Genomic DNA, 26,207 nt, shown 5'->3' with positions numbered 1-26,207 from the left:
CCACTCTTGCCATTGGTTCCTCTTAGTATTTCCAATAAAAATATACCATAATCAAGATATTTATGCAAATATCATGTCTGTTTCTTCCTTTTTGGAACTCGTTCCCACATTAAAATAAGGATAATTGATTTTGTTCAGGCAATGACTCCAGGCATCCTTGCTTATCAAGATATTCAAGGATGGTCTTGGAAACTTTCCCCCGTTGCTGCAGATCTTCCTTCGAAAGGAATTCACCATTCTTGCGTGCGTTGACGATATTGATGGCAGCATTCGTACCAAGGCCTGGGATCGAATTGAAAGGCGGTATCAAAGTGTTTCCTTCAATTATGAACTGGTCCGCACTGGATTTGTACAAATCGACCTTAGCGAAAGCATAGCCGCGTTCACACATTTCCAAAGCCAATTCAAGAACGGTCAATGTATTCTTTTCCTTTGTGGAAGCATCCAATCCCTTAACCATGATTTCTTCCATTTTCGCTTTGATCGCTTGCGATCCTCTAGTCATGGCGTCGATTTCAAAGTCATCGGCACGCACCGTGAAGTAAGCTGCATAATATAATAAGGGCAGATGCACCTTGAAATAAGCAATCCGGACAGCCATCAACACATAGGCTGCAGCATGGGCTTTCGGGAACATGTATTTTATTTTCTTGCATGAATCGATATACCATTCCGGCACTTCATTTTTGCGCATTTCCTCTTCGAATTCCTCAGATAGACCTTTCCCTTTCCGCACCGATTCCATGATCTTGAATGCCAAGGAAGGTTCTAGTCCTTGATAAATGAGATAAACCATAATATCATCCCGGCACCCAATAACCTCACTCAGTGTACATATCCGGTTGTGAATCAGCTCCTGTGCATTGCTCAGCCATACATCCGTACCGTGTGACAGTCCCGAAATCTGGACAAGCTCGGAGAATGTGGTAGGTTTCGTATCCTCAAGCATTTGCCGTACGAACCGCGTCCCGAATTCGGGAATGCCGAGTGTACCCGTTTTACACATGATCTGGTCTTCGGTCACTCCCAATGATTCCGTGCTGCTGAAAATTTTCATCACTTCAGGATCATCCGTTGGAACGGTCTTTGGATCGATGCCGCTCAAATCTTGGAGCATACGGATGACAGTTGGATCATCATGTCCGAGTATATCGAGTTTCAAAATATTATCATGGATGGAATGGAAATCGAAGTGCGTCGTTTTCCACTCGGAATTCCGGTCATCCGCCGGGAATTGAATTGGGGTGAAATCATAAATATCCATATAATCCGGCACGACGATGATTCCGCCCGGATGCTGTCCCGTTGTCCGTTTCACACCCGTGCACCCAGCGACAAGCCGGTCCGTTTCAGCCCCGCGCATGTGGATGTTGTTATCAGCGGAATATCCCTTCACATACCCATAAGCCGTTTTTTCAGCTACCGTACCAATCGTACCTGCACGATATACATACTCCTCACCGAATAGGACCTTCGTATAATTATGGGCCTTCGGTTGATATTCACCGGAGAAGTTCAAATCGATATCGGGAACCTTATCCCCTTTGAATCCAAGGAAGGTTTCAAACGGAATGTCATGGCCGTCTTTAGTATATGGGATCCCGCAATCCGGACAGTCTTTATCTGGCAGGTCAAAACCGGAACCTACGGATCCGTCATTGAAGAATTCGGATTTCTTGCACTCCGGACATACATAATGAGGCGGAAGCGGGTTTACCTCTGTGATTTCGGTCATCGTTGCTACGAAGGATGATCCGACAGAGCCCCTGGAACCAACGAGATACCCGTCATTCAGCGATTTTTTAACTAATTTATGGGAGATTAAGTAAATGACGGCAAACCCATGGCCAATGATGCTTTTCAATTCTTTCTCAAGACGGGCTTCCACGATTTCCGGCAGGTTGTCCCCATATATCTTCCTTGCCATGCCATAACTCATCTCGCGCATTTCTTCTTCTGCACCTTCAATTTTAGGTGTATATAGTTCATCCTTAATAGGCTTGATATCCTCGATCATATCAGCGATTTTATTCGTGTTCGCCACCACGACCTCCTTAGCCTTATCGGCGCCAAGGAAGGAAAACTCCCGCAGCATCTCATCCGTAGTCCGGAAATGCACGTCGGGCAGCTTGTGACGATTGAGCGGATTTGCTCCCCCCTGTGAATTCACGAGGATCTTACGGTAAATTTTATCATTGGGATCCAAATAATGAACATTCCCTGTGGCTACCACTGGTTTGTCCAGTTTTTCACCAAGCTTGACGATATTGGAGATGATTGTTTCCAACGATTTATCATCGCGAACATACTCCAGCTCAATCAAGTGCTGATAAACTTCCTTCGGGTGGATTTCAAGATAATCGTAAAATTCGGCAATATCGACGACTTCCTCGAAGCCCTTTTGCATCATTCCTTCAAATACTTCCCCTTTATCACAGCCCGAACCGACCAGGATTCCTTCACGATATTTCTTGAGCTGTGAACGGGGCAACCGTGGCACACGATAATAATAATCAATATGTGATATCGATATTAATTTGAAAAGATTTTTTAGTCCTGCCTGCGTTTGCGCAATCAATGTGCAATGGGATGGGCGGGAACGTTGATAAGCATTTCCTTTACCCATATTGTCATTAAGCTGATCGTGATGGGTAATTTCTTTTGCCATTGCATCCTTCAGCATCTTCAGCATAAGGTATCCTGTGGCTTCGGCATCATAAATGGCCCTGTGATGCTGGGTCAAATCGATATCGAACTTTTTGCACAATGTGTTTAATCGGTGATTTTTAAACTCCGGGTATAGGAATCGGGCAAGCTCCAATGTATCCAGGACAGGGTTGGAAGCCTTAGGATATCCGATGTTTTTATAGCCAATATTCAAAAACCCCATATCGAAAGCAGCATTGTGGGCAACCAGGATTGCATCCCCGGCCCATGCCTTGAACTTCTCCAATACTTCTGCGACTTCAGGGGCGTTTTCGACAAGGTCATCGGTGATTCCCGTCAACTCTATCGTCGTGTTCGATAACGGATGATGCGGATTAGCAAATGACTCGAAGCGGTCGATGATATCGCCGTCATGAATTTTCACTGCAGCAAATTCGATGATCGTATCATAAACGGCTGAAAGTCCTGTCGTCTCGACGTCAAACACGACATAGGTGGCATCTGCCAAAGATATATGCGCCTCGTTATAGACGATAGGCACTCCGTCATTCACAAGATTCACTTCGACGCCATAAAGGATTTTGATACCATTCTTTTTGCCTGCACTATAAGCTTCAGGGAATGATTGTGCACCTGCATGATCCGTGATGGCAACCGCTCTATGCCCCCATTTTGCAGCCTGCGCAACAAGTGCGGACGTAGGTGTCACTGCATCCATCTGGCTCATCGGCGTGTGCATGTGCAGTTCCACACGTTTTTCCCCTTCAGGAGCCTTATCCTGGCGGCCTTGCTTGGAAATTTCATTGATATCATTTGCGATCATCACCAGGTCACGTACGAATGTATCGTTTTGGATGCTTCCTTGTGCACGTACCCACATCCCTTTTTTCACACGGGCAAGAATGGCAGCATCCTCTTTGTCACGCGAAAACATTTTCACTAATATCGAACTTGTATAATCGGTAACTTTAAATGTCAAAAGACTGCGCCCGCTACGAAGCTCACGCACCTCTGCATCAAAGACGAAGCCTTCAATCGCAATCCTGCGCTCTTCATCGATAATTTGTTCGATCCTGCGGAAATCCGCATCTTCTTTAATCGTATAGCCAATTTTAACGGGACCATCGTATACGCCATCATCACTGCCTTTTTCCGATTCCTTCTTCTGCATTTCCACTAATGCAGCAAGGCCCTTTTCCGCGTCTTCTTTTTGTTTCTCTTCCAAGAATTTCTGGTAATCAGGATTCGATACCGTTTCCTTCACTTCCGCCTCCAAGGTCAGCGGAGGAAAGCCAAAGGTTTGGTATATATTCGAAATGATGCCGGAGTATTTCCGTTTCAACTGGCCTGCCTCTGTATCATTTCGGGCACTTACGATCAGCTTATATCCATTGACTGCGGGCTCTTGTTCATTCAGAAGCGACAAAAGGGCAGGCGACATGCCTTCGAGCTCCCCAATACAATTCTTCCAATATTCTTTAATCAGTTGTTCCGTCACTTGCGGATTGGCCACATTCAAGCTGAAGGTCACCTTGGCAATATGGGAAAAAGTACTCGCTAGTTGCGTGGCAAATCTTGTATGAACGCTGCAAGGTATTAATGCAGGTATATTGAAGGCAAAATGCCATGTTTTGGACTCCCTCTCAATCGAGAGCTTATCAATTTCGGCACCGATGAAAAAATTCACAAAGGCATCCTCAACCAAGCCCATTTGCTGGAGCAAGAGTTGAAATCTCTCTCTACCGCTATTTGGATTTTGATCCATTTCCTCTCTCCCCTATCTATTATCTCTTAAGATATTATCCATCTTCACTTTGATATCAGAGGCTATTATATCATACTGCAAAGCATTCACTCCTATCTTTATGCACGAAAAGGAAAGGCATCATCCAAATGAATGATGCCCGAACCCCCTCTTAAATTCATCCCATTATTTCTAGAAGCTTTTGCGCCAGTTCAGTTTTTTCAATTTCAAGCACTTCACCCGTTTGACGGATTTTCACTTCGACGATTCCTTCGGAAGCCTTTTTACCGACCGTCACCCTCACCGGAAGACCGATCAAGTCAGAATCTGCAAATTTGACCCCTGCACGCTCTTGACGATCATCCATCAGAACATCCATGCCTTTTGCCTTAAGATCCGTATACAAATCCTCTGCAAGGGCAGTCTGTGCTTCATCTTTTACATTGATTGGAATCAAATGGACTTGATATGGCGCTAAATTCGTTGGCCATACCAACCCTTTTTCATCGTTGAATTGCTCCGCTACGGCAGCAAGTGTGCGTGAAACGCCAATACCGTAACAGCCCATGATCATTGGCTGTGACCGCCCGTTCTCATCCAGGAATGTCGCATTCATCGCTTCGGAATATTTCGTTCCAAGTTTGAACACGTGACCTACCTCGATCCCTTTGGCGAATTTAATCGTCCCTTCTCCGTCCGGTGATGGGTCACCCTCTTGAATGAAGCGAAGATCGATGTAATGGGACACGTTAAAATCACGATCCGGATTTACGTTCACATAATGATGATCCTCATCATTCGCTCCGCAGATGCCATTCACGATTGCTTCAATGGCAACATCCGCGATTACTTCCACTTCAGATGCGGCATTGATTGGTCCCAAAGATCCCACTGCACATCCCAAGACTTCTTTCGTCTCATCAGGGTCAGCCAATTCAACGGCTGAAGCGTTAAAGAAATTCTTCAATTTGATATCATTCACTTCATGGTCGCCACGCACCAATACCAGCACATGCTTTTCATCCACTTTGAACAATAATGATTTGATTAATTTATCAGTAGCAGCATTCAAGAATGAAGTTACTTCTTCAATCGTTTTTTGACCAGGGGTGTGAATTTTCTCCAGTTGACTTTGTTCCTCTGAGCTTTTTTCATATTTTACGCTTACCGGTGCCATTTCAATGTTAGCTGCATAATCGGAAGTATTCGAATACGCGATGGTATCCTCGCCGATTTCCGATAAGACCATGAATTCATGGGTATCCTTACCGCCCATCGCCCCAGAATCGGCAATGACGGCACGGAAGTCAAGACCGCAGCGGCAAAATATATTCGAATAGGCTTGATATATTTTTGTATAAACTGCATCAAGGCTCTCTTGATTTGCATGGAAAGAATAGGCATCCTTCATGATGAACTCACGTCCGCGCAACAACCCGAAACGAGGTCTTTTCTCATCACGGAATTTCGTTTGGATTTGGTAAACCGTTAACGGCAGGCGTTTGTAAGATTTAATCTCATCACGGACCAAGCTCGTTATCACTTCTTCATGTGTTGCACCAAGCGCAAATTCACGGTTGTTACGGTCCTTTAGGCGCATCAATTCCTGGCCATACGTATACCAGCGTCCTGATTCCTGCCAGAATTCGGCTTGTTGTAAAGCAGGCATCAATAGTTCGACAGCGCCAGCATTCTCCATCTCTTCCCGAACGATCGCTTCAACCTTTTGGAGCACTTTTTTCCCAAGCGGCATGAAACTATACACCCCGCTGGAGTTCTGTCGCATAAATCCTGCACGCAATAACAGCTGATGGCTCTTGATTTCAGCATCTGCAGGCACTTCTCTCAATGTAGGGATTAACGTCATACTTTGTTTCATATCTGCACCTCTTCAATAATTCCTTAATAATTAATCCATAACCATAGTCATTCATACCATGGCATCATCGGTTCCAATCACAAAAAAAAATCTAAGTTCTTTTTTTAAAGCTTGTTTACTATACTCATTCTCGATTATACTGACGATTTCGCTAGAAAACAAACTATTTCCCTAAAACAGCTAAAAAACTATGAGATAAGAAACAGCCAACAGAAAAACCTGCTGGCTGTTTCACTTTATCGATTAATGGCTTACAAAAAGAAACGCTGGATGTCATTCCATGTAACGACGATCATCAACAGCATCAGCAGTGCAAAGCCGATGAAGTGAACCATTCCTTCTTTTTGACGGTCGATCGGCTTTCCTCTTAAGAATTCTACGACAAAGAATAACAATCTGCCTCCATCCAATGCCGGGAGCGGCAACAGGTTCATGATCCCAAGGTTAATGCTGAGCAAGCCTGCCCATTTCATCAACGTGAAGATACCTTGCTTTGCGACTTCTTCCGTTGATTTGTAGATTCCTACGGGACCGGAAAGGCTGTCAATCGTAAACCCACCCGTTATGAGGTCACCTAGGATGATGAAAATTTGTTTTGTCCAGAAATAGGTCTCCGTAAAACCGTATTGGATTGCTTTGATAGGCGCTTTTTCAACCGGAGGGTATACACCGATAATCCCTATTTTCTTGCCTTCTCGCTCAACTTCTTGAGGAACGACAGGTACTTCAAATGTTTTTCCGTCCCTATCAACAACAAATTCAATTTCCTGCCCAGGATTTTTTTGGATACTTTCCTGAACATCTTCCCACGAAGAGACTTCCGACCCTTCGATGGATTGAATGATATCTCCAGACTTAAGCCCGGCATTTACAGCCGAACCTTCCGGTGTCAGTTCACCAAGCTTCGCTTCATCAACTACGACTCCCTGAAATAAGCCGATCAAGACAAAAATGACAAAGGCCAAAACAAAGTTCATCGCCGGACCAGCTAAAATCGTAAGGAAGCGATGGCCGAGCGATTTCGAGGCAAACTGCCGGTCGTATGGGGCAATCTGGTTTTCCATACCATTTTCGACGATTACCGCTTCTTTATGAATGGGAAACGTCTTTAATTCATCTTCTTCGCCCTCTTCATAACCAGTCAGGATTAGTTTATGATCAAGGTCGATCAATTCGACTTCCACAAGACGAATATCAGGATACTTATCTTTGTTGTTCATAATGATTTTTGTAACATTCTCTTCCTGATCAAACATTAATCCAACGCGATATCCGGGCTTCAGTTCAATATTTTCTGCATCTTCCCCAGCCATGCGTACATAACCGCCAAGAGGGAGCAATCGAATCGTATACACGGTTTCCTGCTTTTTGTACGTGAATACTTTTGGCCCGAAGCCAATTGCGAACTCACGGCATAAGATGCCTGCCCGCTTTGCAAACACTAAATGTCCAAGCTCATGGAAAAATACAAGAGCGCCAAATATGATGATGAACGCTATAATCGTTTCTAAAGTCTGCATGTTCCAATCACCTATCTTTCACTATGGATTCTATATACTGCCTTGTCATGATATCCACTTCAGAAATCGTTTCTAAATCCGGAAGGGCAATGACGGAATGCTGATTCAGCGCTTTTTCGATCAGTGTCTCAATCTCGAGGAAAGATATCTTTCCAGATAAAAATGCGGCAACTGCCGCTTCATTGGCTGCATTCAGCACGGTTGTCATCGTTCCGCCCATTTTACCCGCTTTATAGGCGAATTGCAAACAAGGATATCTAGTGAAATCCATATCACTAAAATGCAGTTTCCCCGCTTCGGCCAAGTTCAGGCGTTTGCGCCCTCCAAGAGGCATCCTGTCTGGGTAAGTAAGGGCATATTGAATCGGTACGCGCATATCTGGTGTTCCCAATTGCGCAATCACGCTGGAGTCATGAAATTCAACCATGGAATGGATGATGCTCTCCTTATGTAACAGTACATCAATTTTATCGTAAGGAAGCTCGAATAGCCAGTGTGCCTCAATTACTTCCAATCCCTTATTCATCATGGAGGCCGAATCAATCGTGATTTTCGCGCCCATCGACCAATTCGGATGGTTCAACGCCTCTTCCACCGTTACCCCTTTCAATTCTTCCCTGGTTCTATCGCGAAAACTGCCGCCTGAAGCAGTAATGACTAAACGTTCAATATTTTTATCGTTTTCACCCTGCAGGGCCTGAAAGATTGCGGAATGCTCACTATCGACAGGAAGCAATCTCACCCCTGCTTTTTTCGCTTCACTCATGACCAAATGCCCCGCCGTCACTAAAGTCTCCTTGTTGGCGATGGCTATATCCTTTTTAGCCTTGATTGCCTGGAGCGTCGGGTAAAGACCCACACTTCCGATGACGGCATTGACCAATATCGTCGCTTGATCGTATACAGCAACTGCCGTCAATCCCTCATCCCCAAACATGAATTCGATATCCTTCCGGCTGGTAAATTCATTTTTCAATACTCGATAATCTTCTTCCGCCTGGACTGAAACCAGTTTCGGTTCAAACTCTTCTATATAAGCCCTCACCAAATCTAAATTCTTTCCAGCAGAAAGCGCCACGATTTTGAATTGCTCAGGATGTGACCTCACCACATCCGCTGTTTGCTGACCAATCGAACCTGTTGCGCCCAAAAGGCTGATATTTTTCAATTTATTCATCTCCTAATTCCTGACGCTTGCCTATATTTATATTATAAAACGTGCAATAAATGCAAAATCGGTAAAATGAATATCAAACTATCAAGCCTGTCCAATATCCCGCCATGCCCCGGAAGGATCTTTCCCGAGTCCTTAACCCCATAATGACGTTTATAGGCGGATTGGACAAGGTCCCCCAATTGGCCGAAAACCCCAATCACCAACGATATCAATAATAGCTGAAATAACGTGTAATCCAGGCTTGAGAAGGCATAAAAGAGCACACCGACGATCATCGCTGAAAATACCCCGCCGATAAAACCTTCCACCGTCTTATTTGGACTTATTTCCGGCCATAGCTTTCTTTTGCCTATAGCCTTGCCAATGAAGTAGGCTCCGGAATCCGTTGCCCAGATCGTAAATAGGGTCAGCAAGATATAAATCAGTCCCAGTCCTGCGGAATCACGTGTTTCGAATAGATAGTAGAAGCCCACTCCCAGGTAAAGGATGGAAATCACTAAAAATCCAGCATCATCAAAAGTGAATCGATTTTTGGAAACGACAGTGTACAATAAGAACAGCAAAACCCCGATTAAAAAGATTTGCACCTTATCATAATCAATGTCCGCCAAAAAAGCGGAATATTGTTCAGGCAATAAAAGCACCCATAATAAAAGGTGTGAGAGAATGGCCTCAAATGAGAATACACGCAAATTTTTCATCTTCATCAGTTCATATAAACCGATGGAAGCCAATAGATAAACCGTCAATAAAAACGGGATCTCCCCTAAAATAACCAGTGGAATGAAGATAGCGGCAACTACGACCGCAGTAATTATTCGTTGTTTCATTATTCCAATTTCCTCGCCTTCTGCATTAAACGCCACCGAATCTACGTGAACGCTTTTGATACTCCTCAATCGCCTGTAATAAATGCTCCTCACTAAAATCAGGCCATAGCACCTCAGTAAACCATAATTCAGTGTAAGCGGCCTGCCATAGCATGAAATTGCTTAAACGGATTTCGCCGCTTGTGCGAATCAGTAAATCAGGATCGGACAAATGCTCGGTCATCAAGTAACCGGAGAGCATTTGCTCAGATACATCTTCCTTTATTATACCATTCTTAGCATCTTGAATAATGCTATTCACCGCGGATACAATCTCTCCCCTGCTCCCATAGTTCAAAGCGAAATTCAGGATCATCCCGTCATTATCCTTCGTATCTTCCATTGCCCTTATTACGGCATTTTGAGTGTGAGATGGAAGTAGTGACAATTCCCCAATGGTTTCCACCCTTACATTTTCGGAAATGAGCTCAGGCAAAAAGGTCCCAAGAAATTCCTGGGGAAGCTTCATCAAAAAGTCGACTTCACTTTTTGGACGTTTCCAGTTTTCCGTCGAAAACGCATAGACGGTCAATGTCTTGACACCTAATTTATTGGCAACTTTCGTAATTTTACGAACAGTTTTCATTCCTTCATGATGTCCCGCCACGCGCGGCAATGCCCTTTTTTTCGCCCAACGGCCATTTCCATCCATTATGATGGCAATATGCTGAGGAACATCAAACTGCTGAATATGCTGAATCCTATTTGTTACATCGGAAGAAGCATCTTTTTTAACGAAACGCTTCCATAGTGAATACATATGTTAGTCCCCCATCAGGTTGTACTTATCTCTCTACAAAGGCAATATTTTCGTGCGCTATGTATATCAAGCATTTTTGCAAAAAAGAATCTATATTATAATATCAAAAAAAAGTTGGTTCTCATATTATTATTATGAAAATTATTTCTTCATTAGAAGCTTGAAAGCGGGTAATCACATTAAGTTTTTTTTCGGTCACCGGGTCAAAGTCCGGTGAAAAATGCAAAAAAGGGCCACCTCCAACGTCCCATGCAACATCCTAACTTAAAGAGTACACATTATCGGAGAAACCTTATTATAACAGTTTTCTCTTTTAAGCACACCTATATGTTAGAACCAAGACATGATCAGTATGGATTAGGCCCTCTTTACTTAATCAATTCCATTAGTGGGAATTATACTTCCAAAATTTCTTTTTCTTTATCTTTGGTAATCTCATCGATTTTCGTGATATTGCCATCCGTCATCTTTTGAATGTCATCAGCATAGCCGCGTAAATCATCTTCCGTGATTTCACCATTTTTTTCAAGCTTCTTCAAGTCATCGTTAGCATCACGACGTACGTTGCGGATTGCGATTTTCGCTTCTTCCGCTTCTTTCTTGACCACTTTTACAAGCTCTTTTCTGCGTTCTTCCGTTAAAGCTGGAATCGCTATCCTGATGATCGATCCGTCATTTGAAGGATTTAAGCCTAGGTCTGATTTTAATATGGCTTTTTCAATTTCCCCTAAAACCGTTTTATCATAGGGTTGGATCACTAATAGTCGAGCTTCCGGTACGGAAATGCCTGCCACCTGGTTAACCGGTGTTTGAGAACCATAATAATCAATCGAGATTCTATCAAGCAATGAGGCATTTGCCCTTCCGGCACGGATGCTGGCTAATTCACGTGTGTACGCTCCAATGGCTTTTTCCATTTTCGTTTTCGCATTTGAAATAACTTGCTTCGGCATCTTTTATTTCCCCCTAACTATTGTTCCAAGCGTTTCGCCTAAAACGGCCCGTTTTATATTGCCTTTTTCCATGATCGAGAAGACGATCAATGGAATATCATTGTCCATGCATAATGAGGACGCAGTCGAGTCCATTACTTCCAAGCCTTCTTTAATCACATCAAGATAGGAAAGTTGATCATATTTCACTGCATTTTTATCCTTAACAGGGTCGGCATTGTAGACGCCATCCACATTATTCTTCGCCATCAGGATGACATCAGCTTCGATTTCAGCAGCACGCAGAGCGGCAGTGGTATCCGTTGAAAAATAAGGATTACCTGTACCAGCAGCAAAGATCACGACTCTCTTTTTCTCCAAATGCCTGATTGCACGGCGTCTAATGTAAGGTTCCGCAACCTGCCTCATCTCAATCGAAGTCTGCACGCGCGTTTCGATTCCTAGTTGATCGAGGCTGTCTTGTAGAGCCAAAGAGTTCATGACAGTCGCCAGCATCCCCATATAATCGGCATTGGCACGATCCATGCCCATTTCGCTGCCAATCTTCCCGCGCCATATGTTTCCGCCGCCTACAACTACAGCCACTTCCACATCAAGCTCTGCCACTTCCTTGACTTGTTCAGCGATAGATTTAATTACAGCGGGATTGATTCCAAATCCCTCTTCTCCGGCTAATGCTTCGCCGCTGAGTTTTAATACTACACGTTTATATTTAGCGTTACTCATGACACCCTCCAACTATGTAATCTTATTCAATTGTTCTTCATGCTTCCAATGGCAATAATGCCAAAAAGTTTCAAAAAATAGGGAACACCAGAGTGTTCCCTATTTTTATTTAGCAGTTAGTCTTTTTTAACTTGGTTCATTACTTCTTCAGCAAAGTTTTCTTGACGTTTCTCAAGACCTTCCCCTACTTCATAACGAACGAATGAAAGAAGTTTTCCGCCTTTTGATTCAACGAATTCTCCCACTTTTTGATCTGGGTTTTTAACGAAAGCTTGCTCATTCACACAAATTTCTTCGTAGAATTTGTTGATGCGCCCTTCAACCATTTTTGCAACGATTTTTTCTGGTTTGCCTTCATTAAGTGCTTGTTGTGTAAGAACTTCGCGCTCGCGATCTAATTCACTAGCATCGACTTGGTCACGAGAGATATATTTTGGGTTAAGAGCAGCGATATGCATGGAAACGCCTTTAGCTGCTTCTTCGTCAGTTGTGCCTTCAACAACGGATAGTACGCTGATGCGGCCGCCCATGTGAAGGTAAGCACCAAATGCATCACTATCAGTTTTTGTAACAACTTGGAAACGGCGAAGCGTTAATTTTTCCCCGATTTTAGCAACAGCAGCATTGATATGATCTGCAACTTTTGCTCCATTTTCCATAGTTTGCTCTAGAGCTGCTTCAACGCTTTCAGGTTTGTTAGCAAGAAGGAATGCAGCCAATTCTTTAACAAGAGTTTGGAAGCCTTCGTTTTTAGCAACGAAGTCAGTTTCTGAGTTCACTTCAAGAATGACCGCTTGGCTTCCGTCAACCACGATAGAAGTCAATCCTTCAGCAGCGATACGGTCGCCTTTATTGGCAGCTTTTGCAATTCCTTTTTCACGTAGGAAATCGATCGCTTTTTCCATATCGCCTTCCGTTTGTACAAGCGCCTTTTTACAATCCATCATGCCGGCACCAGTTTTTTCACGCAATTCTTTAACTAATTGTGCAGTGATTGCCATAATATATATCCTCCTCAAATTAAATGCAGTTTATTCAATCTTTACCCATTTTTGCCAGAAAATACGGTTATTATCAAAGAAAATAACGAAACTCGGCAGAATGCCAGAACTATCTGCCAGAAAAGCCAGTCTTATCGACAAAACCAAACGGCCGAAAGTCCTTTTCCCTTAAAAATCAGCCTGCCTTTTCAACATTGGCGTGGTGATTTATGTATGCTTATTTAGTGCAAAAAAAAGGGATAAAAGGCATTATCCTCTTATCACCTTTTTCTTACTGAATAAGCAACCTTTTTTTGCTTATTAAGCAGTTGTTGTTTCAGTTGCTGTTTCTTCACCTTGTTTAGCTTCTAAGATAGCATCTGCCATTTTACCTGTTAATAATTTAACAGCACGGATTGCATCGTCATTCGCAGGAATAACTACATCGATTTCATCCGGATCACAGTTTGTATCAACGATACCTACAAGTGGAATGTGTAATTTGTGTGCTTCCGCAACAGCGATACGCTCTTTGCGAGGGTCGATAACGAAGATCGCATCAGGAAGAGTCTTCATATCTTTAATACCGCCTAAGAATTTCTCTAAGCGATCCCATTCTTTTTTAAGTTGGATAACTTCTTTTTTAGGAAGCACTTCGAAAGTTCCGTTTGCTTCCATTTTTTCGATATCTTTAAGACGAGCAATACGTTTTTGGATTGTTTCAAAGTTTGTTAAAGTTCCACCTAACCAGCGTTGGTTTACATAGTACATACCTGAACGGATAGCTTCTTCTTTAACAGATTCTTGAGCTTGTTTTTTAGTACCAACGAAAAGAACAGTACCGCCGTTAGCAGCTAATTCTTTCACGAAGTTATAAGCTTCTTCAACCTTTTTAACTGTTTTTTGAAGGTCGATGATGTAGATGCCGTTACGCTCAGTGAAGATATATTTCTTCATTTTAGGGTTCCAGCGACGTGTTTGGTGTCCGAAATGCACACCAGCTTCAAGCAATTGTTTCATAGAAATGACTGACATTTTAGTTCCTCCTAAATGGTTTTGTTTTTCCTCCGCACCCGATCATTTTCATACAGAAACTGTCGAAACAGCACCAGCTGCAAGAATCACGGGGCGTGTGTATTAACACCATTTCATAATATATCATAATGACCCTTCACAATCAAGATATTTCTATCTATTCTTGCGAAACTTCAGTAGTAGTTCTATTTCCGTTTGACCTCGGGCCATTTTTTTGGCAATCTCTTCTAACGAATGTCCTTGATCCGCCAATGCATACACTTGTTCATTCAGTGAGGGTTCCTGCAACGAGGACTTTAATAAATCGGCAAATTCCTTTCCGGCCAGCTCCCCTTCATTCGTTGGGGGATGGGCTGCCGGGGAAAGCTCCATCTTGTCCTCGGCCATTAGCGGCAAAGGCTTGTCCTCATCCTCTGCAGCCGAGTTTTTGTAAGCGTCGATAGCCTGCCTTTTGGTGGCGGCACGACTTTTAACCTTTTGTCCCTTAGGCGTATTTTGGTCATGGTTAATTTCTTTCTCTCCGATGGGTTCTTTCCCTTGCCCGAACCGTTCTTTCGGTAAAGGCTGGCCATTCATGGCAGCCGGCTCGGTGAACGCCTTGATCAATGCTTCATTATCTTCCTTCATTTCCATTAAGTAACCGGTCAAAAGCTGCTCCATTTCACGAATGATGGCTTTTTGATCTTTTTCCAGCTTGGCTAGACGGTTTTGGCGCAAATATAAAATGATGATGGCAAAAATGGAGCATATATTCAATACAAACAAGAGAAACATAAAAAATACTGACATATTGCCTCCTAAATAACCAGGAATCGCCCTCTGGCTTGCTTAAATGAAAGCCTTCATTGAATCTTCACTTGAATCCCCGCTCCATTTTGGTTGCACGGGCACTTGTCCATCCTTTTTACCGGACAAGACAAGCTAAAAGGTTTTTCATTACGTGTCTGTCCAGTTCGAACATTCTGTGATTTTGGAACAATCATTGATAAGGGTGCCGCATCCAATCCCACTTACCAATCGCAGATGAAGAATGATATTATTGCTCTTTCATTGCGTTTCTTAATTTGTAAATCGCTTTTGAGTGGATCTGGGAAATTCGCGAAGTGGACAGGCTCATGACCTGCCCGATTTCGGTTAACGTCAATTCCTCTTTATAAAAGAGCTGTAAGACAAGCTGTTCCTTTTCATTGAGCGTCTCTATGACTTTTGCCAATTCCATATACAACTCTTCCCGTAATACATGTTCCTCTGGCAAATCCGCTTTTTCATCCTTGATATGAAAAGTCTTACTATCCTTATCATCATGCTCCTGGTCATCCATGGACAGAACATTTGCAAAGAAATTCCCTTGTATCGCAGCGTACACATCTTCTTCCGGTATGTTCAATTCGGTTGCAATTTCATTTGGAGTGAGGTTCCTCATGTATTTTTGCTCAAGCTTTTCTATGGCTGACTCAATTTTCTTGGCTTTATCCCTTGCACTCCGTGGAAGCCAATCCTCTTTTCTTAATCCATCTAAAATCGCTCCTCGAATTCTAAATGAAGCATATGTATCGAACTTCAGGTCGCGCTTCGTATCAAATCGTTCCAGGGCATCGAATAACCCCATCATCCCTAGACTCCTGATATCATCACGGCTCACATTTTTAGGAAGGCTAACCGAAATGCGTTGAACATGATAGGAAACAAGAGGGATATATTTCTTGACCAAAATGTCCCCAGCTCGCGGATCTCTGCAATCAATCCAATTTTTCCAACATACTTGTTCTTCTTCGATGGTCAGATGAGACATTGGACATCCTCCTTACATTGTATACGTTTTGTACTCCAAACAGCATTTTTTACACACGCCCAGTCGGCTTGCTATATGTTTTTTGTTCCTTTATTGACGGTACGGATATTCAATAAACAATCGTGCAAATTGAATTCGATCGTCCTTCCGCTATTACCGCCGACATCTTCAGCAACGATTGGGATATGCAAGTCAGATAACTCTTTCCGGACAGCCTCTACATTCCTGGGCCCTATTCTCATTAAATCCCCTCCGGAGGCAAACTGAAACATTTGCGCCCCGCCAGCCAGCTTCGCTTTTAAGAAAGGCATTCTCGCACCCGCTTTTACCAAGCGCTGCACTAATTCCCTTACCCCCGTATCTGCAAATTTAGCTACGTTGATTTGCCCCGTCTTTGTGAGTGAAGAGTCCGGCAGCATCACGTGGACCAGACCGGCAACCGCTTTTTTCTCGTCATAAACGACAACTCCGACGCAGGATCCCAAGCCAGACGTACGGATCGAACAGGGAGGTTTTACAATTTTCATATCCGCTATCCCAACTTTAACAACCTCTGCCTTTAACAACTCAGTCATCAGCCGTCAACTCTAAAGCGCCAAAAATGATTTCAAAAAACTCCGGGTCTGGCAATAAAAAGAAATGACCGGCAATGGAATCGGCCAATAGTTGATCTTTAACAAGGACCGTATCAATGACTATCGCTGCATCACTCTCCTGTGACAGTTCCAACAACCCATAGCTGATCGTCGCTCCTACCATATCAATGCTCAATGACGGTACGGAAGGGATAATATTCAACTGTGTGAAATCAGCCAAAGAAGAAAGATACGATCCGGATAAAATATTCCCAATTTCCTGCAGGCAGGAAAGAGCGAGTTCGGCATGCGGTGTCTTATCTATTGAAAAGGTGTCATCACCGGCCATCTCCCGTATCAAATATTGGGCTAATGGAAGTGAAAGGATAAAGAACATACTCCCGGAGGCATCCCCTTCTATTCTTAGGAAAATGCTGGCGACGACGTGATCGGCACCGCCAGCCATCTCGATCATTTCACCGAAGGAAACGATTCGGACATGCGGGACATTCATATCGATTTTCCGATTAAGGATGGCCGAAAGCGAAGTTGCTGCGTTCCCTGCGCCTATATTGCCAATTTCCTTCAAAATATCAAGTTGAAGAGGACTGATTTTCTCAATGTATGACATCTCATTATCCTTCTTTTAACATATTTTCAGTCACTTCCAAGCTTAAAGCCTTTTCCAAATTTATTAACACGAGCAGGCGCTTTTCAATTTTTGCGACTCCGCTTATGTATTCAGAAGCCGAATGGCCAACAACTTCAGGTTGCGGCTCAATACTACTCACTGGAATATCCAAAACATCATTGGCAGAGTCCACGATCAGCCCCACTTCCATATCATCGAGCATGACGATGATGATCCTTGTTGAATCATCGTACTCCACCTTTTCGAACCCAAAGCGCACCCGCAAATCAATAATTGGCGTGATGACGCCCCTTAAATTGATTACACCCTTAACGAATTGGACCGCCTTCGGAACTCTCGTAATGTGCAGAAGCTTTTCAATCCCACTGACCTTATCTACTGGAATGGCATACTCTTTATCTTTAATTTTGAATACGATCACTTTCATTTCCTGCGACATCTATTCCCCTCCTCTTTTAAAAAAACTCAAGTGTGCGGTTGGAAGCTTGCCGATATCCTGGATGCGGCATGCCCCAGCCAGCATCACATCACCTGTCTTTCATCAATCAATGAATCAGTGTATTGCAATCGATGATTAAAGCTACTTGACCATCACCAAGAATCGTCGCTCCCGATATTGCAAAGGCGCTTGTTAAATAATTGCCTAGTGATTTCAAGACCACCTCAAGCTGCCCAATGAATGAATCAACGACCAATCCTGCTAATTTGTCACCCTTTCTTACGATGACCACAGAGAGGAACTCTTCCTCTGCCTGACTGATCGGCACTTCAAAAATATCTTTAAGGAAAAGAAGCGGAAGCACTTTGCCCCTGAAGTCTATAACCTGTTGATTATGGGCGTTCATGATATCTTCTTTTTTTATGATCGCTGTTTCTATGATGGAAGAAAGCGGTATGGCATATTTTTCATCCTGGATGGCAACCAGCATCACTGAAATAATCGACAATGTAAGTGGCAGCTGAATAAGGAATATCGATCCTTCGTCCTCTTTTGAATCGATTGTGACAGAGCCGCCCAGAGACTCGATTGTATTTTTCACTACATCCAGACCGACACCCCTTCCTGATACATCCGAAATGGTTTCAGCTGTCGAGAAGCCCGAGGCGAATATCAATTCATAGATTTGCTTATCTGTCAGAGTGGCGGCCGTTTCCCTCGTTATAATTCCATTGGTAAGCGCCTTGTTCAAAACTCGCTCTTTTTTAATGCCTGCCCCATCATCATCAATTTCAATGAATACATGGTTTCCGCTGTGATAGGCTTTCAGATGGATTTTGCCCTCTTCGTTCTTTCCTTTCGCCAGACGTTCTTCAGGTGTCTCGATTCCATGATCCATGGCGTTCCTCAATAAATGGACGAGTGGATCGCCAATTTCATCGATGACTGTGCGATCAAGCTCGGTTTCTGCTCCCGTGATTTCCAATTCAACTTTCTTGTTTAAATCCCTCGCTAATTGGCGGACCATTTTAGGAAAGCGGTTGAATACCGTTTCCACTGGCACCATCCGCATATTCAATACGATTGTTTGTAAATCGCTTGTAATACGGGACATTCTTTCTACTGTTTCATGCAGCTCCTGATTACCCAAATCATTGGAAATTTGATCAAGTCTTCCTCGATCGATTACAAGCTCCTCGAATAAATTCATTAATATATCAAGACGTTCAATGTTTACCCGGATCGTTTTGCTTGATGCAGGTTTAACAGACGGCTGTTTTTTCTTTTCTTTAACATCGCTTGGAAGCATATCATTATTCTTCTCTTGTCCCTTGTTATCCAGTTCAGCAATTTTATCCTCTTCAACGTTGGCATGTCGCGCCACTTCCAGATCAAGGCTATGTATCACCACAGTATCCACTTCAGAAACCTTCATGATTTTTTTCTGTAACTCTTCACTCGATTCCTTGGTTATCATCGTGACGCTGAATTGCTGATCGAACTGCTCTTCTTCCAACAGTTCGACAGGCGGATGGGATTTGATGACTTCACCCGCTTTTTCAAGCACTTCAAATACCATGAATACCCGGGCAGCTTTTAACAGACAATCTGCACGCAATTCTATTGCGATTTCAAAGCTGTTGAACCCTTGCTCTTTGGACTGCTGAAGCACGGTCCATTCGAATTCATCATACTCCCCCTCATTCATTTCCTCCTTATCAAGAACGGCTGAAGCTGCTGCAACCTCTGCGGCCGAGGATGTGACTGGTGACTCCCCTTTTTCAATCAAATCCAGTTGATGGACAACCTTGGAGACGTCTCTTTTTCCATCTCCGCCTTCTGCAATGGACATGACCATCGCTTCTAAATCATCAACGGCTAAAAATATCACATCAAACACTTCAGGCGTAAGAATGATTTGACTGTTACGGATCGCATCCAATACATTCTCCATTTTATGGGTTAAGTTCGCCAAATCCTCATACCCCATCGTTGCGGACATCCCTTTTAACGTATGAGCGGAACGAAAGATTTCGTTGACAATCGAGAGGTCTTCCGGGTTCTTCTCAAGCACCAGCAATTGTTCGCTTGCTGTTTGAAGATGTTCCTTACTTTCTTCAATAAATACCTCTAAATACTGATTCATATCCATATAATCTCCACCTCCACGAGTTAACAATAGCCCATTATCGATTTAGCTATTTTTTCTACATCCTCTATGTTATCTATTAAATTGGTATTGATTGCCGCTTTCGGCATACCAAAAACGATCGATGTCCCCTCTGATTCCGCTATCGCTTTTGAAAGGCCCTTTTGTTTCAGCTTCTTAAGGCCGTTCGCCCCGTCCATTCCCATCCCGGTCATGATAACCGCTATCTTGGCAAAATCATTCATTTCACTGACGGATTCAAAGAGCACATCCACGGAAGGGCGGTGTCCATTGCGCAAATCCGATTGATCTAAATGAACCACCCAATTCATTCCGACTTTTCTCACTTTCAAGTGAAAACCTCCGGGAGCGATGTAGGCTATGCCCTTTTGGATCAGTTCCCCCTCTTCAGCTTCCTTCACTTGAATCTTGCATAATGAATTCAGGCGGGAAGCCAAGGAATTCGTGAAGCCGGGAGGCATATGCTGGACTACAAGGATTGACGCATCGATATCGCCCGGCAGACCTGTCAAAACAGTCTGCAAGGCTCTTGGGCCTCCAGTGGATGTACCGATGACAATGACCTTATCATTTCCATCGGACCAGTTTCGTTCATTTTTTTGTTTTTTAACCAATTTAACTAATTCTATTTTACTATTATTTTTCCATACGGATGGGCTTTTTTCAATATTCAGAGCATTCTTTTGCAGTTTGTGAACATTTGCCCGGCTTGCTGCCATAACTTTTTCATGAAGTTCCTTCTTGATTTTATGCAAATCAAGTGAAATGGCACCGGAAGGCTTTGCCACAAAATCAAAGGCCCCGCTGCTCATCGCAGCAAATGTATTTTCGGTACCTACCTTCGTTGTGCTTGATAACATGACCACGGGGGTTGGACATTCATTCATGATCAAGTTCAAAGCTTGCAGACCGTCCATAACCGGCATTTCCACATCCAAAGTCACGACATCGGGTTTCAATGCCTTGATTTTTTCTAAAGCATCTTTTCCATTTCTCGCAGTTCCAATGACCTCAATCCTGCTTTCTTCCGATAAAAACTCTGAAATTAGCTTTCTCATGAACGCAGAATCATCCACTATCAATACTCTTACTTTATCCATGTAAGGAGACCTACCTTCCAAGAAAATATCTTTTCATGTTTCGGAGGAAATGACCTTTAGGCAAAGTCATATCCCCCCCAAATGAATGGTTTGCATATCTCGTCCCAATGTCCATGATGGCTCGGGATACATCGGCTTCAGGGTCGAAAAGGATAAATGGCATTTGTTTAGTAACGGCTTTTGAAACGGTCCTATCGTCTGGTACATAACCTAATGCAACCGTTTCAAGATCTAAAAATTTCATGAAGGCATTTTGCAGACGCTTAATCGTTTCCTTCCCCTCCTTGCTTGAACATATCCTATTGCACACAAGGAAACATGGAATCTCTTTATTGATCGAATGAATATATTTCATTGCAGAATAGGCATCCGTGATGGAAGTCGGCTCCGGGGTCGTAATCACGAATAATTCATCGACACATAATAGGAATTTCAGCGAATCATGCGTAATGCCCGCGCCCATATCAAATAATATATAATCGTAATTCGCCATCAATGAACTGAATTCTTCATTGAAACGCGCAAACTTCACTTCATCAAGTGAAAAGAGATTCAACAGGCCCGTTCCGCCAGTGATGATTGAAATATTACCTGGACCAGCGGTGATGATTTCCTGCAAACTGCGACCATTTTCAAAGAAATCGATAATACTGAAGGGGGAATGCCCCCCGATTAAAATATCTATGTTCCCCATGCCGATGTCCATGTCAAACAGCAATACTTTTTTTCCCCTTTTGGATAAGGCAATTGAAAAATTCAAGGAGAAATTGGATTTACCGACACCGCCCTTGCCACTTAAAACGGCAATGGTTCTTGCCATTGTTTGTTTTTGCAGGGCTTCCAGTCTCCTTCGCAGGCTCTCAGCTTGGTCTTTCATATTTTTTTGCCTCAAGAGCCATTTTCAATAGCTGTGATGATGTCGCAATTTCAATATCATCCGGAACATTCTGGCCAGTTGTTATATAAGCGGCTCCTACTTTATGCGTGTGTATGAAATTAAAGATGCTACCGAAAGTCGAGGTTTCGTCCGCTTTTGTAAATATGACCTGTTTTATCGGAATGGCTGCAAATTGGCGGTAAATATCTTCCATATCTTTTTGCTTGGAGGTTAATGACAGCACCAAATAGGTTTCGATCTCATCTGTAAAGTGAATGATCTCATTCAGATCTTTGACATATTGCGGATTGCGGAAATTCCTCCCGGCTGTATCTATAAAAACATAATCATAATGGGAGAAACGTTCAGTAGCCCGTTTGAAGTCTTCCAAGTTATAAGCCACTTCGATCGGAACGTTCAAAATCTTCGCATACGTCTTAAGCTGATCTATGGCTGCAATTCTGTAAGTATCCGTCGTTATGAATGCCACCCTTTTATCATGCTTCAACATGGTTTCTGCCGCTACCTTTGCAAGAGTCGTTGTCTTGCCCACCCCTGTTGGCCCGACAATATTGATATACTTTTTCTGCATTCCCGGTTGTCCGTTCTCGACCTGATCCAAAATCGCCAGCAGCGATTCTTCCAACCAGGCTTGTACCTCTTCAACGGTCGCTCTTTGCTTGAAAGCGAACCATTTTTCAAGTAATTCATCCATGATTTGTGACCGAAGTGCCGGGTCCACTTCCTGCTCCGTTAAGGAATCATAGGCTTTCTGCAATCTCTCGGGGAATTTTCGATCAGATGAATGGATCTGTATCCGATTAATCATGTCTTTCAAGCCTTCGATTTCTTTCATTAACTCGGAATTCCCCCTGGATTCATAAACAGCGGGTGCTTGATCTTCCAGTTGCGGATTGGAAGGCAGCTTCTTCTTTTTTTGCTTGGTTACCGTTTGGAGAGGCGCGGAAACAGGATCGATCGCCGCAATGACTTCAATGTTCCTCTTTTTGAACAAACCTAGGAAACCACCTTTATAGACAGCTTTTGAGCTTAAGATGACCGCCTCACTGCCTAGCTCCCCCCTAATTCGCTTCATCGCCTCGGTCATTGACGGGGCCAAATATTTCTTTACCTTCAATCGATATTCACCACCCCTATACTTTGTACTTCTACATTGGATTCTAGTTCGTTATATGAAAGGACCGGCACATTGGGAAAATAACGTTCCGTCAATTGGCGGACATACATCCGTACTGCCGGCGAACAGAGCAAGATCGGTTGGTGATCCATTAATGTCAGTTCCTCCAGCTTGGCTGAAATGGCCTCCAATATGGATTGCGATATGACTGGATCAAGTGATAAATAGTTACCATGTTCGGTTTGCTGTACCCCATCAGCGATCGTTTTCTCCACTTTCCCCGATAAGGTTATCACTTTGATTTTATTTTCATCGGTCATAAATGAACCGGTTATTTGCCGTGCTAAATTCTGCCTTACATATTCAGTAAGCAAATCCGTGTCAGTTGATAGCTTTCCATAATCAGCAAGCGTTTCGAAAATGATCGGTAAATTCCTTATTGACACCTTTTCCTTCAATAACTTTGCCAACACTTTTTGGACATCGCCAATCGACAAGGGATTAGGTGTCACTTCCTCTACAAGGATTGGTGAAGATTCCCGGAGGTGATCGATCAATTGCTTCGTTTCCTGCCTGCCCAACAATTCCTGTGCATTGGCCTTTATGACTTCCGTCAAGTGTGTGGAAACTACACTCGGAGGGTCCACAACGGTATATCCCATCATCTCGGCATGTTCCTTCATATCATCCGTGATCCATTTGGCCGGTAAGCCAAAGGAGGGTTCAATCGTATCGATCCCTTCGATCGAATCATCCTCGATTCCCGGACTCATCGCCAAGAAATGATTAAGAAGCAATTCCCCTTTTGCCATGACACTCCCCTTAATTTTCAAACGGTACTCATTGGGATTCAACTGAATGTTATCCCTGATCCTGACGACGGGAATCACGAGCCCCAATTCGATGGCAAGCTGTCTGCGGATCATGACGACGCGATCCAGCAGGTCCCCTCCTTGATTGGCATCCGCAAGAGGTATCAGTCCATATCCAAACTCAAATTCGATCGGGTCGACACTTAACAGATTCACGACACTTTCCGGACTTTTCATTTCATCCGTTTCAAGTACTTCTTCCATCTCCTGAATTTCGCTTTCGTCCTGCTTCGGTATCCTGGAAATGGTATACCCGCCTACGACTAGCAAAGCTGCAATCGGCAAAGTGAACAAGTCGGAAATCGGGGTGAATAACCCAAGCAGGAAGATGGTGGCTGCTGTCAGGTAGAGCATTTTGGGAAATTGAAACAGTTGTTCAACAATATCCGCTCCGAGGTTGCCGTTCGAGGCAGCTCTTGTCACGACTATTCCTGTAGCCGTTGAAATCAATAAGGCCGGCACCTGACTGACGATTCCATCACCAACGGATAGCATCGAAAAATGGGTGGCGGATTCAGCAAATCCCATATCCAATTGCATGACCCCAATGATCATCCCAAAAATCAAGTTAATGATGACTATGATGATGCCAGCAATTGCATCTCCTTTAACAAATTTGCTCGCACCATCCATGGAACCATAAAAGTCTGCTTCGTTACTGATTTTGTCCCTTCTGGCACGTGCTTCCGTTTCGGAAATCATCCCAGCATTCAGATCCGCATCAATGGCCATCTGTTTCCCTGGCATCGCATCCAGTGTAAACCTGGCGGCAACCTCCGAGACCCGTTCCGATCCTTTCGTGATGACAATGAAATTGATGATGACCAATATGATGAACACAACTAATCCTACAAGCACATTACCTCCGACTACAAACGACCCGAAGGTTTCTACGACACCGCCAGCATCACCATAGGTCAAAATGGCACGAGTCGTCGAAACATTCAACCCCAACCTGAACAATGTCAGTAAAAGGAGCAACGAAGGGAAGATCGAGAATTCGAGAGGTTCTTTCATATTCATCGTTGTCAATAGAACCAGCAGCGCAAGAGAGATATTCAAAAGGAGTAAAATACTTAACAACCATGTCGGCAATGGAATGACCAACATGGCAACGATCATGATGACGCTCGATATAACAACTAAATCTCTTGCTCGCATGTTTTTCTCTCCTAACTAACGGGTTACCTTTACTTCTTTACAGCTTACCTTTGGTTTTATAAACAAAGGCGAGTATTTCAGCGACCGCCTTAAAGAACTCCTCGGGAATCGCCTGGCCCAATTCCGCCTGATCGTATAAGGATCTTGCCAAAGGGCGATTTTCCACCATGATTACATCGTTTTCTTTAGCGATGAATTTAATTTTCTGAGCGACAAAGTCAACGCCCTTTGCCACTACAAATGGAGCCTCCGCTTTTTCTTCATCATATTTTAAAGCAATGGCAAAATGTGTCGGATTAGTAATGACGACGTCGGCATTGGGAATCTCCTGCATCATTCTTTGAGCAGCCATCTGCCTTTGCTTTTGCTTGATTTTTGACTTGATGAGCGGATCGCCTTCGGAATTTTTATATTCATCCTTAATATCCTGCTTGGACATTCGGATGTTTTTTTCAAAGTCATATTTCTGATACAAATAGTCCAATAGAGCAATGAACAATAAAGCCACGGCAGCATAAAATCCTACTTTGATCGTAATATCCGCCAGCGTTGCCATCGCTTCTTCCACAGAAATCTGTGATAAAATCATAATTTCGTCCATTCGCTGCCAAAGTACATAAAAGGCAACAAAACCAACAAAGGATATTTTAAGAATCGATTTCAATAATTCAACAATCGCCCTCATCGAAAAGATACGTTTGAAACCTTTAATGGGATCCAATTTTTCAAGCTTGAACTGTATGGATTCTGTTGAAAACATGAACCCGATCTGCATGACATTAGCCAAAATGCCAGCCACTACCGCCGCTGCAAAAACAGGTCCAAGGACTAGGCCCATTTCCTTCAGTACTTCGATCATGATAATCTGGACAGTACCCTCCGTGAAGCCAGCCACGGAAAAATGCTGCAGATAATCTTTCATGAGAGCGACGAGATGGTTGTACATATATGGCCCCATAATCAATAGCACCGCGAATACAGCAATTAAATTAACGGATGTATTAACATCCTGACTCTTTGCCACCTGTCCTTTTTTCTTTGAATCCTGGCGTTTTTTCGGTGTCGCCTTTTCAGTCTTCTCACCTGCGAAGAACTGTAAATCCAGCTGAAATTTGTCCAAA

21 protein-coding genes are annotated in these 26,207 nt (G+C 43.4%); all 21 read right to left on the bottom strand.

The genetic code is table 11. The annotated features are described in order from the left end of the window. Positions 1-109: 109 nt before the first annotated feature. The 21 genes from AS888_RS24265 to flhB all read right to left on the bottom strand — a co-directional run bounded on the left by AS888_RS24265 (position 110) and on the right by flhB (position 26,206). Positions 110-4,432, bottom strand: coding sequence for a PolC-type DNA polymerase III (locus AS888_RS24265; protein WP_061144651.1), 4,323 nt, complete (start codon positions 4,430-4,432; stop codon positions 110-112). Between the two features lie 157 nt (positions 4,433-4,589). Beyond that, a complete protein-coding gene (locus AS888_RS24260; protein WP_061144650.1) occupies positions 4,590-6,290 on the bottom strand; it encodes a proline--tRNA ligase in 1,701 nt (566 codons plus the stop codon). Between the two features lie 251 nt (positions 6,291-6,541). Beyond that, positions 6,542-7,810, bottom strand: a complete 1,269-nt coding sequence (gene rseP, locus AS888_RS24255; RefSeq protein WP_061144649.1) for an RIP metalloprotease RseP — start codon at positions 7,808-7,810, stop codon at positions 6,542-6,544. Between the two features lie 7 nt (positions 7,811-7,817). Further along, positions 7,818-8,978, bottom strand: coding sequence for a 1-deoxy-D-xylulose-5-phosphate reductoisomerase (gene dxr, locus AS888_RS24250; protein ID WP_061144648.1), 1,161 nt, complete (start codon positions 8,976-8,978; stop codon positions 7,818-7,820). Positions 8,979-9,019: 41 nt separating this feature from the next. Continuing rightward, a complete protein-coding gene (locus tag AS888_RS24245) occupies positions 9,020-9,817 on the bottom strand; it encodes a phosphatidate cytidylyltransferase (protein ID WP_061144741.1) in 798 nt (265 codons plus the stop codon). Positions 9,818-9,842: 25 nt separating this feature from the next. Next, the gene (locus AS888_RS24240) at positions 9,843-10,616 is read right to left on the bottom strand and encodes an isoprenyl transferase (protein ID WP_061144647.1); all 774 of its coding nucleotides are present in this window, start codon (positions 10,614-10,616) and stop codon (positions 9,843-9,845) included. Positions 10,617-11,011: 395 nt separating this feature from the next. Then, entirely contained in the window at positions 11,012-11,569 is a 558-nt protein-coding gene (gene frr / locus AS888_RS24235) for a ribosome recycling factor (RefSeq protein WP_061144646.1), read from the bottom strand. 3 nt (positions 11,570-11,572) lie between these two features. Beyond that, positions 11,573-12,295: a UMP kinase gene (pyrH, locus tag AS888_RS24230; protein ID WP_061144645.1), complete on the bottom strand. Its 723-nt coding sequence runs from the start codon at positions 12,293-12,295 to the stop codon at positions 11,573-11,575. Between the two features lie 116 nt (positions 12,296-12,411). After that, positions 12,412-13,296, bottom strand: coding sequence for a translation elongation factor Ts (tsf, locus tag AS888_RS24225; RefSeq protein ID WP_061144644.1), 885 nt, complete (start codon positions 13,294-13,296; stop codon positions 12,412-12,414). Between the two features lie 300 nt (positions 13,297-13,596). Beyond that, complete coding sequence (gene rpsB, locus AS888_RS24220) at positions 13,597-14,310, bottom strand: 30S ribosomal protein S2 (protein ID WP_057913389.1); 714 nt, start codon at positions 14,308-14,310, stop codon at positions 13,597-13,599. 153 nt (positions 14,311-14,463) lie between these two features. Then, a complete protein-coding gene (locus tag AS888_RS24215) occupies positions 14,464-15,099 on the bottom strand; it encodes a hypothetical protein (RefSeq protein WP_061144643.1) in 636 nt (211 codons plus the stop codon). A gap of 247 nt (positions 15,100-15,346) precedes the next feature. After that, a complete protein-coding gene (locus AS888_RS24210) occupies positions 15,347-16,102 on the bottom strand; it encodes a FliA/WhiG family RNA polymerase sigma factor (protein ID WP_061144642.1) in 756 nt (251 codons plus the stop codon). Between the two features lie 71 nt (positions 16,103-16,173). After that, complete coding sequence (locus AS888_RS24205) at positions 16,174-16,677, bottom strand: chemotaxis protein CheD (RefSeq protein WP_061144641.1); 504 nt, start codon at positions 16,675-16,677, stop codon at positions 16,174-16,176. After that, positions 16,670-17,308: a chemotaxis protein CheC gene (locus AS888_RS24200; protein ID WP_061144640.1), complete on the bottom strand. Its 639-nt coding sequence runs from the start codon at positions 17,306-17,308 to the stop codon at positions 16,670-16,672. The genes AS888_RS24205 and AS888_RS24200 overlap by 8 nt, the downstream gene beginning before the upstream one ends. A gap of 4 nt (positions 17,309-17,312) precedes the next feature. Then, entirely contained in the window at positions 17,313-17,768 is a 456-nt protein-coding gene (locus AS888_RS24195) for a chemotaxis protein CheW (protein ID WP_061144639.1), read from the bottom strand. 106 nt (positions 17,769-17,874) lie between these two features. Then, the gene (locus tag AS888_RS24190; protein WP_061144638.1) at positions 17,875-19,920 is read right to left on the bottom strand and encodes a chemotaxis protein CheA; all 2,046 of its coding nucleotides are present in this window, start codon (positions 19,918-19,920) and stop codon (positions 17,875-17,877) included. A 20-nt stretch (positions 19,921-19,940) separates the two neighbouring features. Then, positions 19,941-21,038, bottom strand: a complete 1,098-nt coding sequence (locus AS888_RS24185) for a protein-glutamate methylesterase/protein-glutamine glutaminase (RefSeq protein WP_061144637.1) — start codon at positions 21,036-21,038, stop codon at positions 19,941-19,943. Between the two features lie 10 nt (positions 21,039-21,048). After that, positions 21,049-21,915, bottom strand: a complete 867-nt coding sequence (locus AS888_RS24180) for a MinD/ParA family protein (RefSeq protein ID WP_061144636.1) — start codon at positions 21,913-21,915, stop codon at positions 21,049-21,051. Further along, positions 21,899-23,053 carry a flagellar biosynthesis protein FlhF gene (gene flhF, locus AS888_RS24175; protein WP_061144635.1) on the bottom strand — a complete coding sequence of 385 codons (1,155 nt, stop codon included), beginning with the start codon at positions 23,051-23,053 and terminating at the stop codon, positions 21,899-21,901. The genes AS888_RS24180 and flhF overlap by 17 nt, the downstream gene beginning before the upstream one ends. After that, positions 23,050-25,086, bottom strand: a complete 2,037-nt coding sequence (gene flhA, locus AS888_RS24170) for a flagellar biosynthesis protein FlhA (RefSeq protein ID WP_061144634.1) — start codon at positions 25,084-25,086, stop codon at positions 23,050-23,052. The genes flhF and flhA overlap by 4 nt, the downstream gene beginning before the upstream one ends. A 37-nt stretch (positions 25,087-25,123) precedes the next feature. After that, positions 25,124-26,206: a flagellar biosynthesis protein FlhB gene (gene flhB / locus AS888_RS24165; protein ID WP_061144633.1), complete on the bottom strand. Its 1,083-nt coding sequence runs from the start codon at positions 26,204-26,206 to the stop codon at positions 25,124-25,126. Between the last annotated feature and the right edge of the window lies 1 nt (position 26,207).

Origin of the sequence: Peribacillus simplex (genome assembly GCF_001542915.1) — a bacterium.
GTDB classification, from domain to species: domain Bacteria; phylum Bacillota; class Bacilli; order Bacillales; family DSM-1321; genus Peribacillus; species Peribacillus simplex_B.
This window is presented reverse-complemented; position numbering and strand designations above follow the sequence as displayed.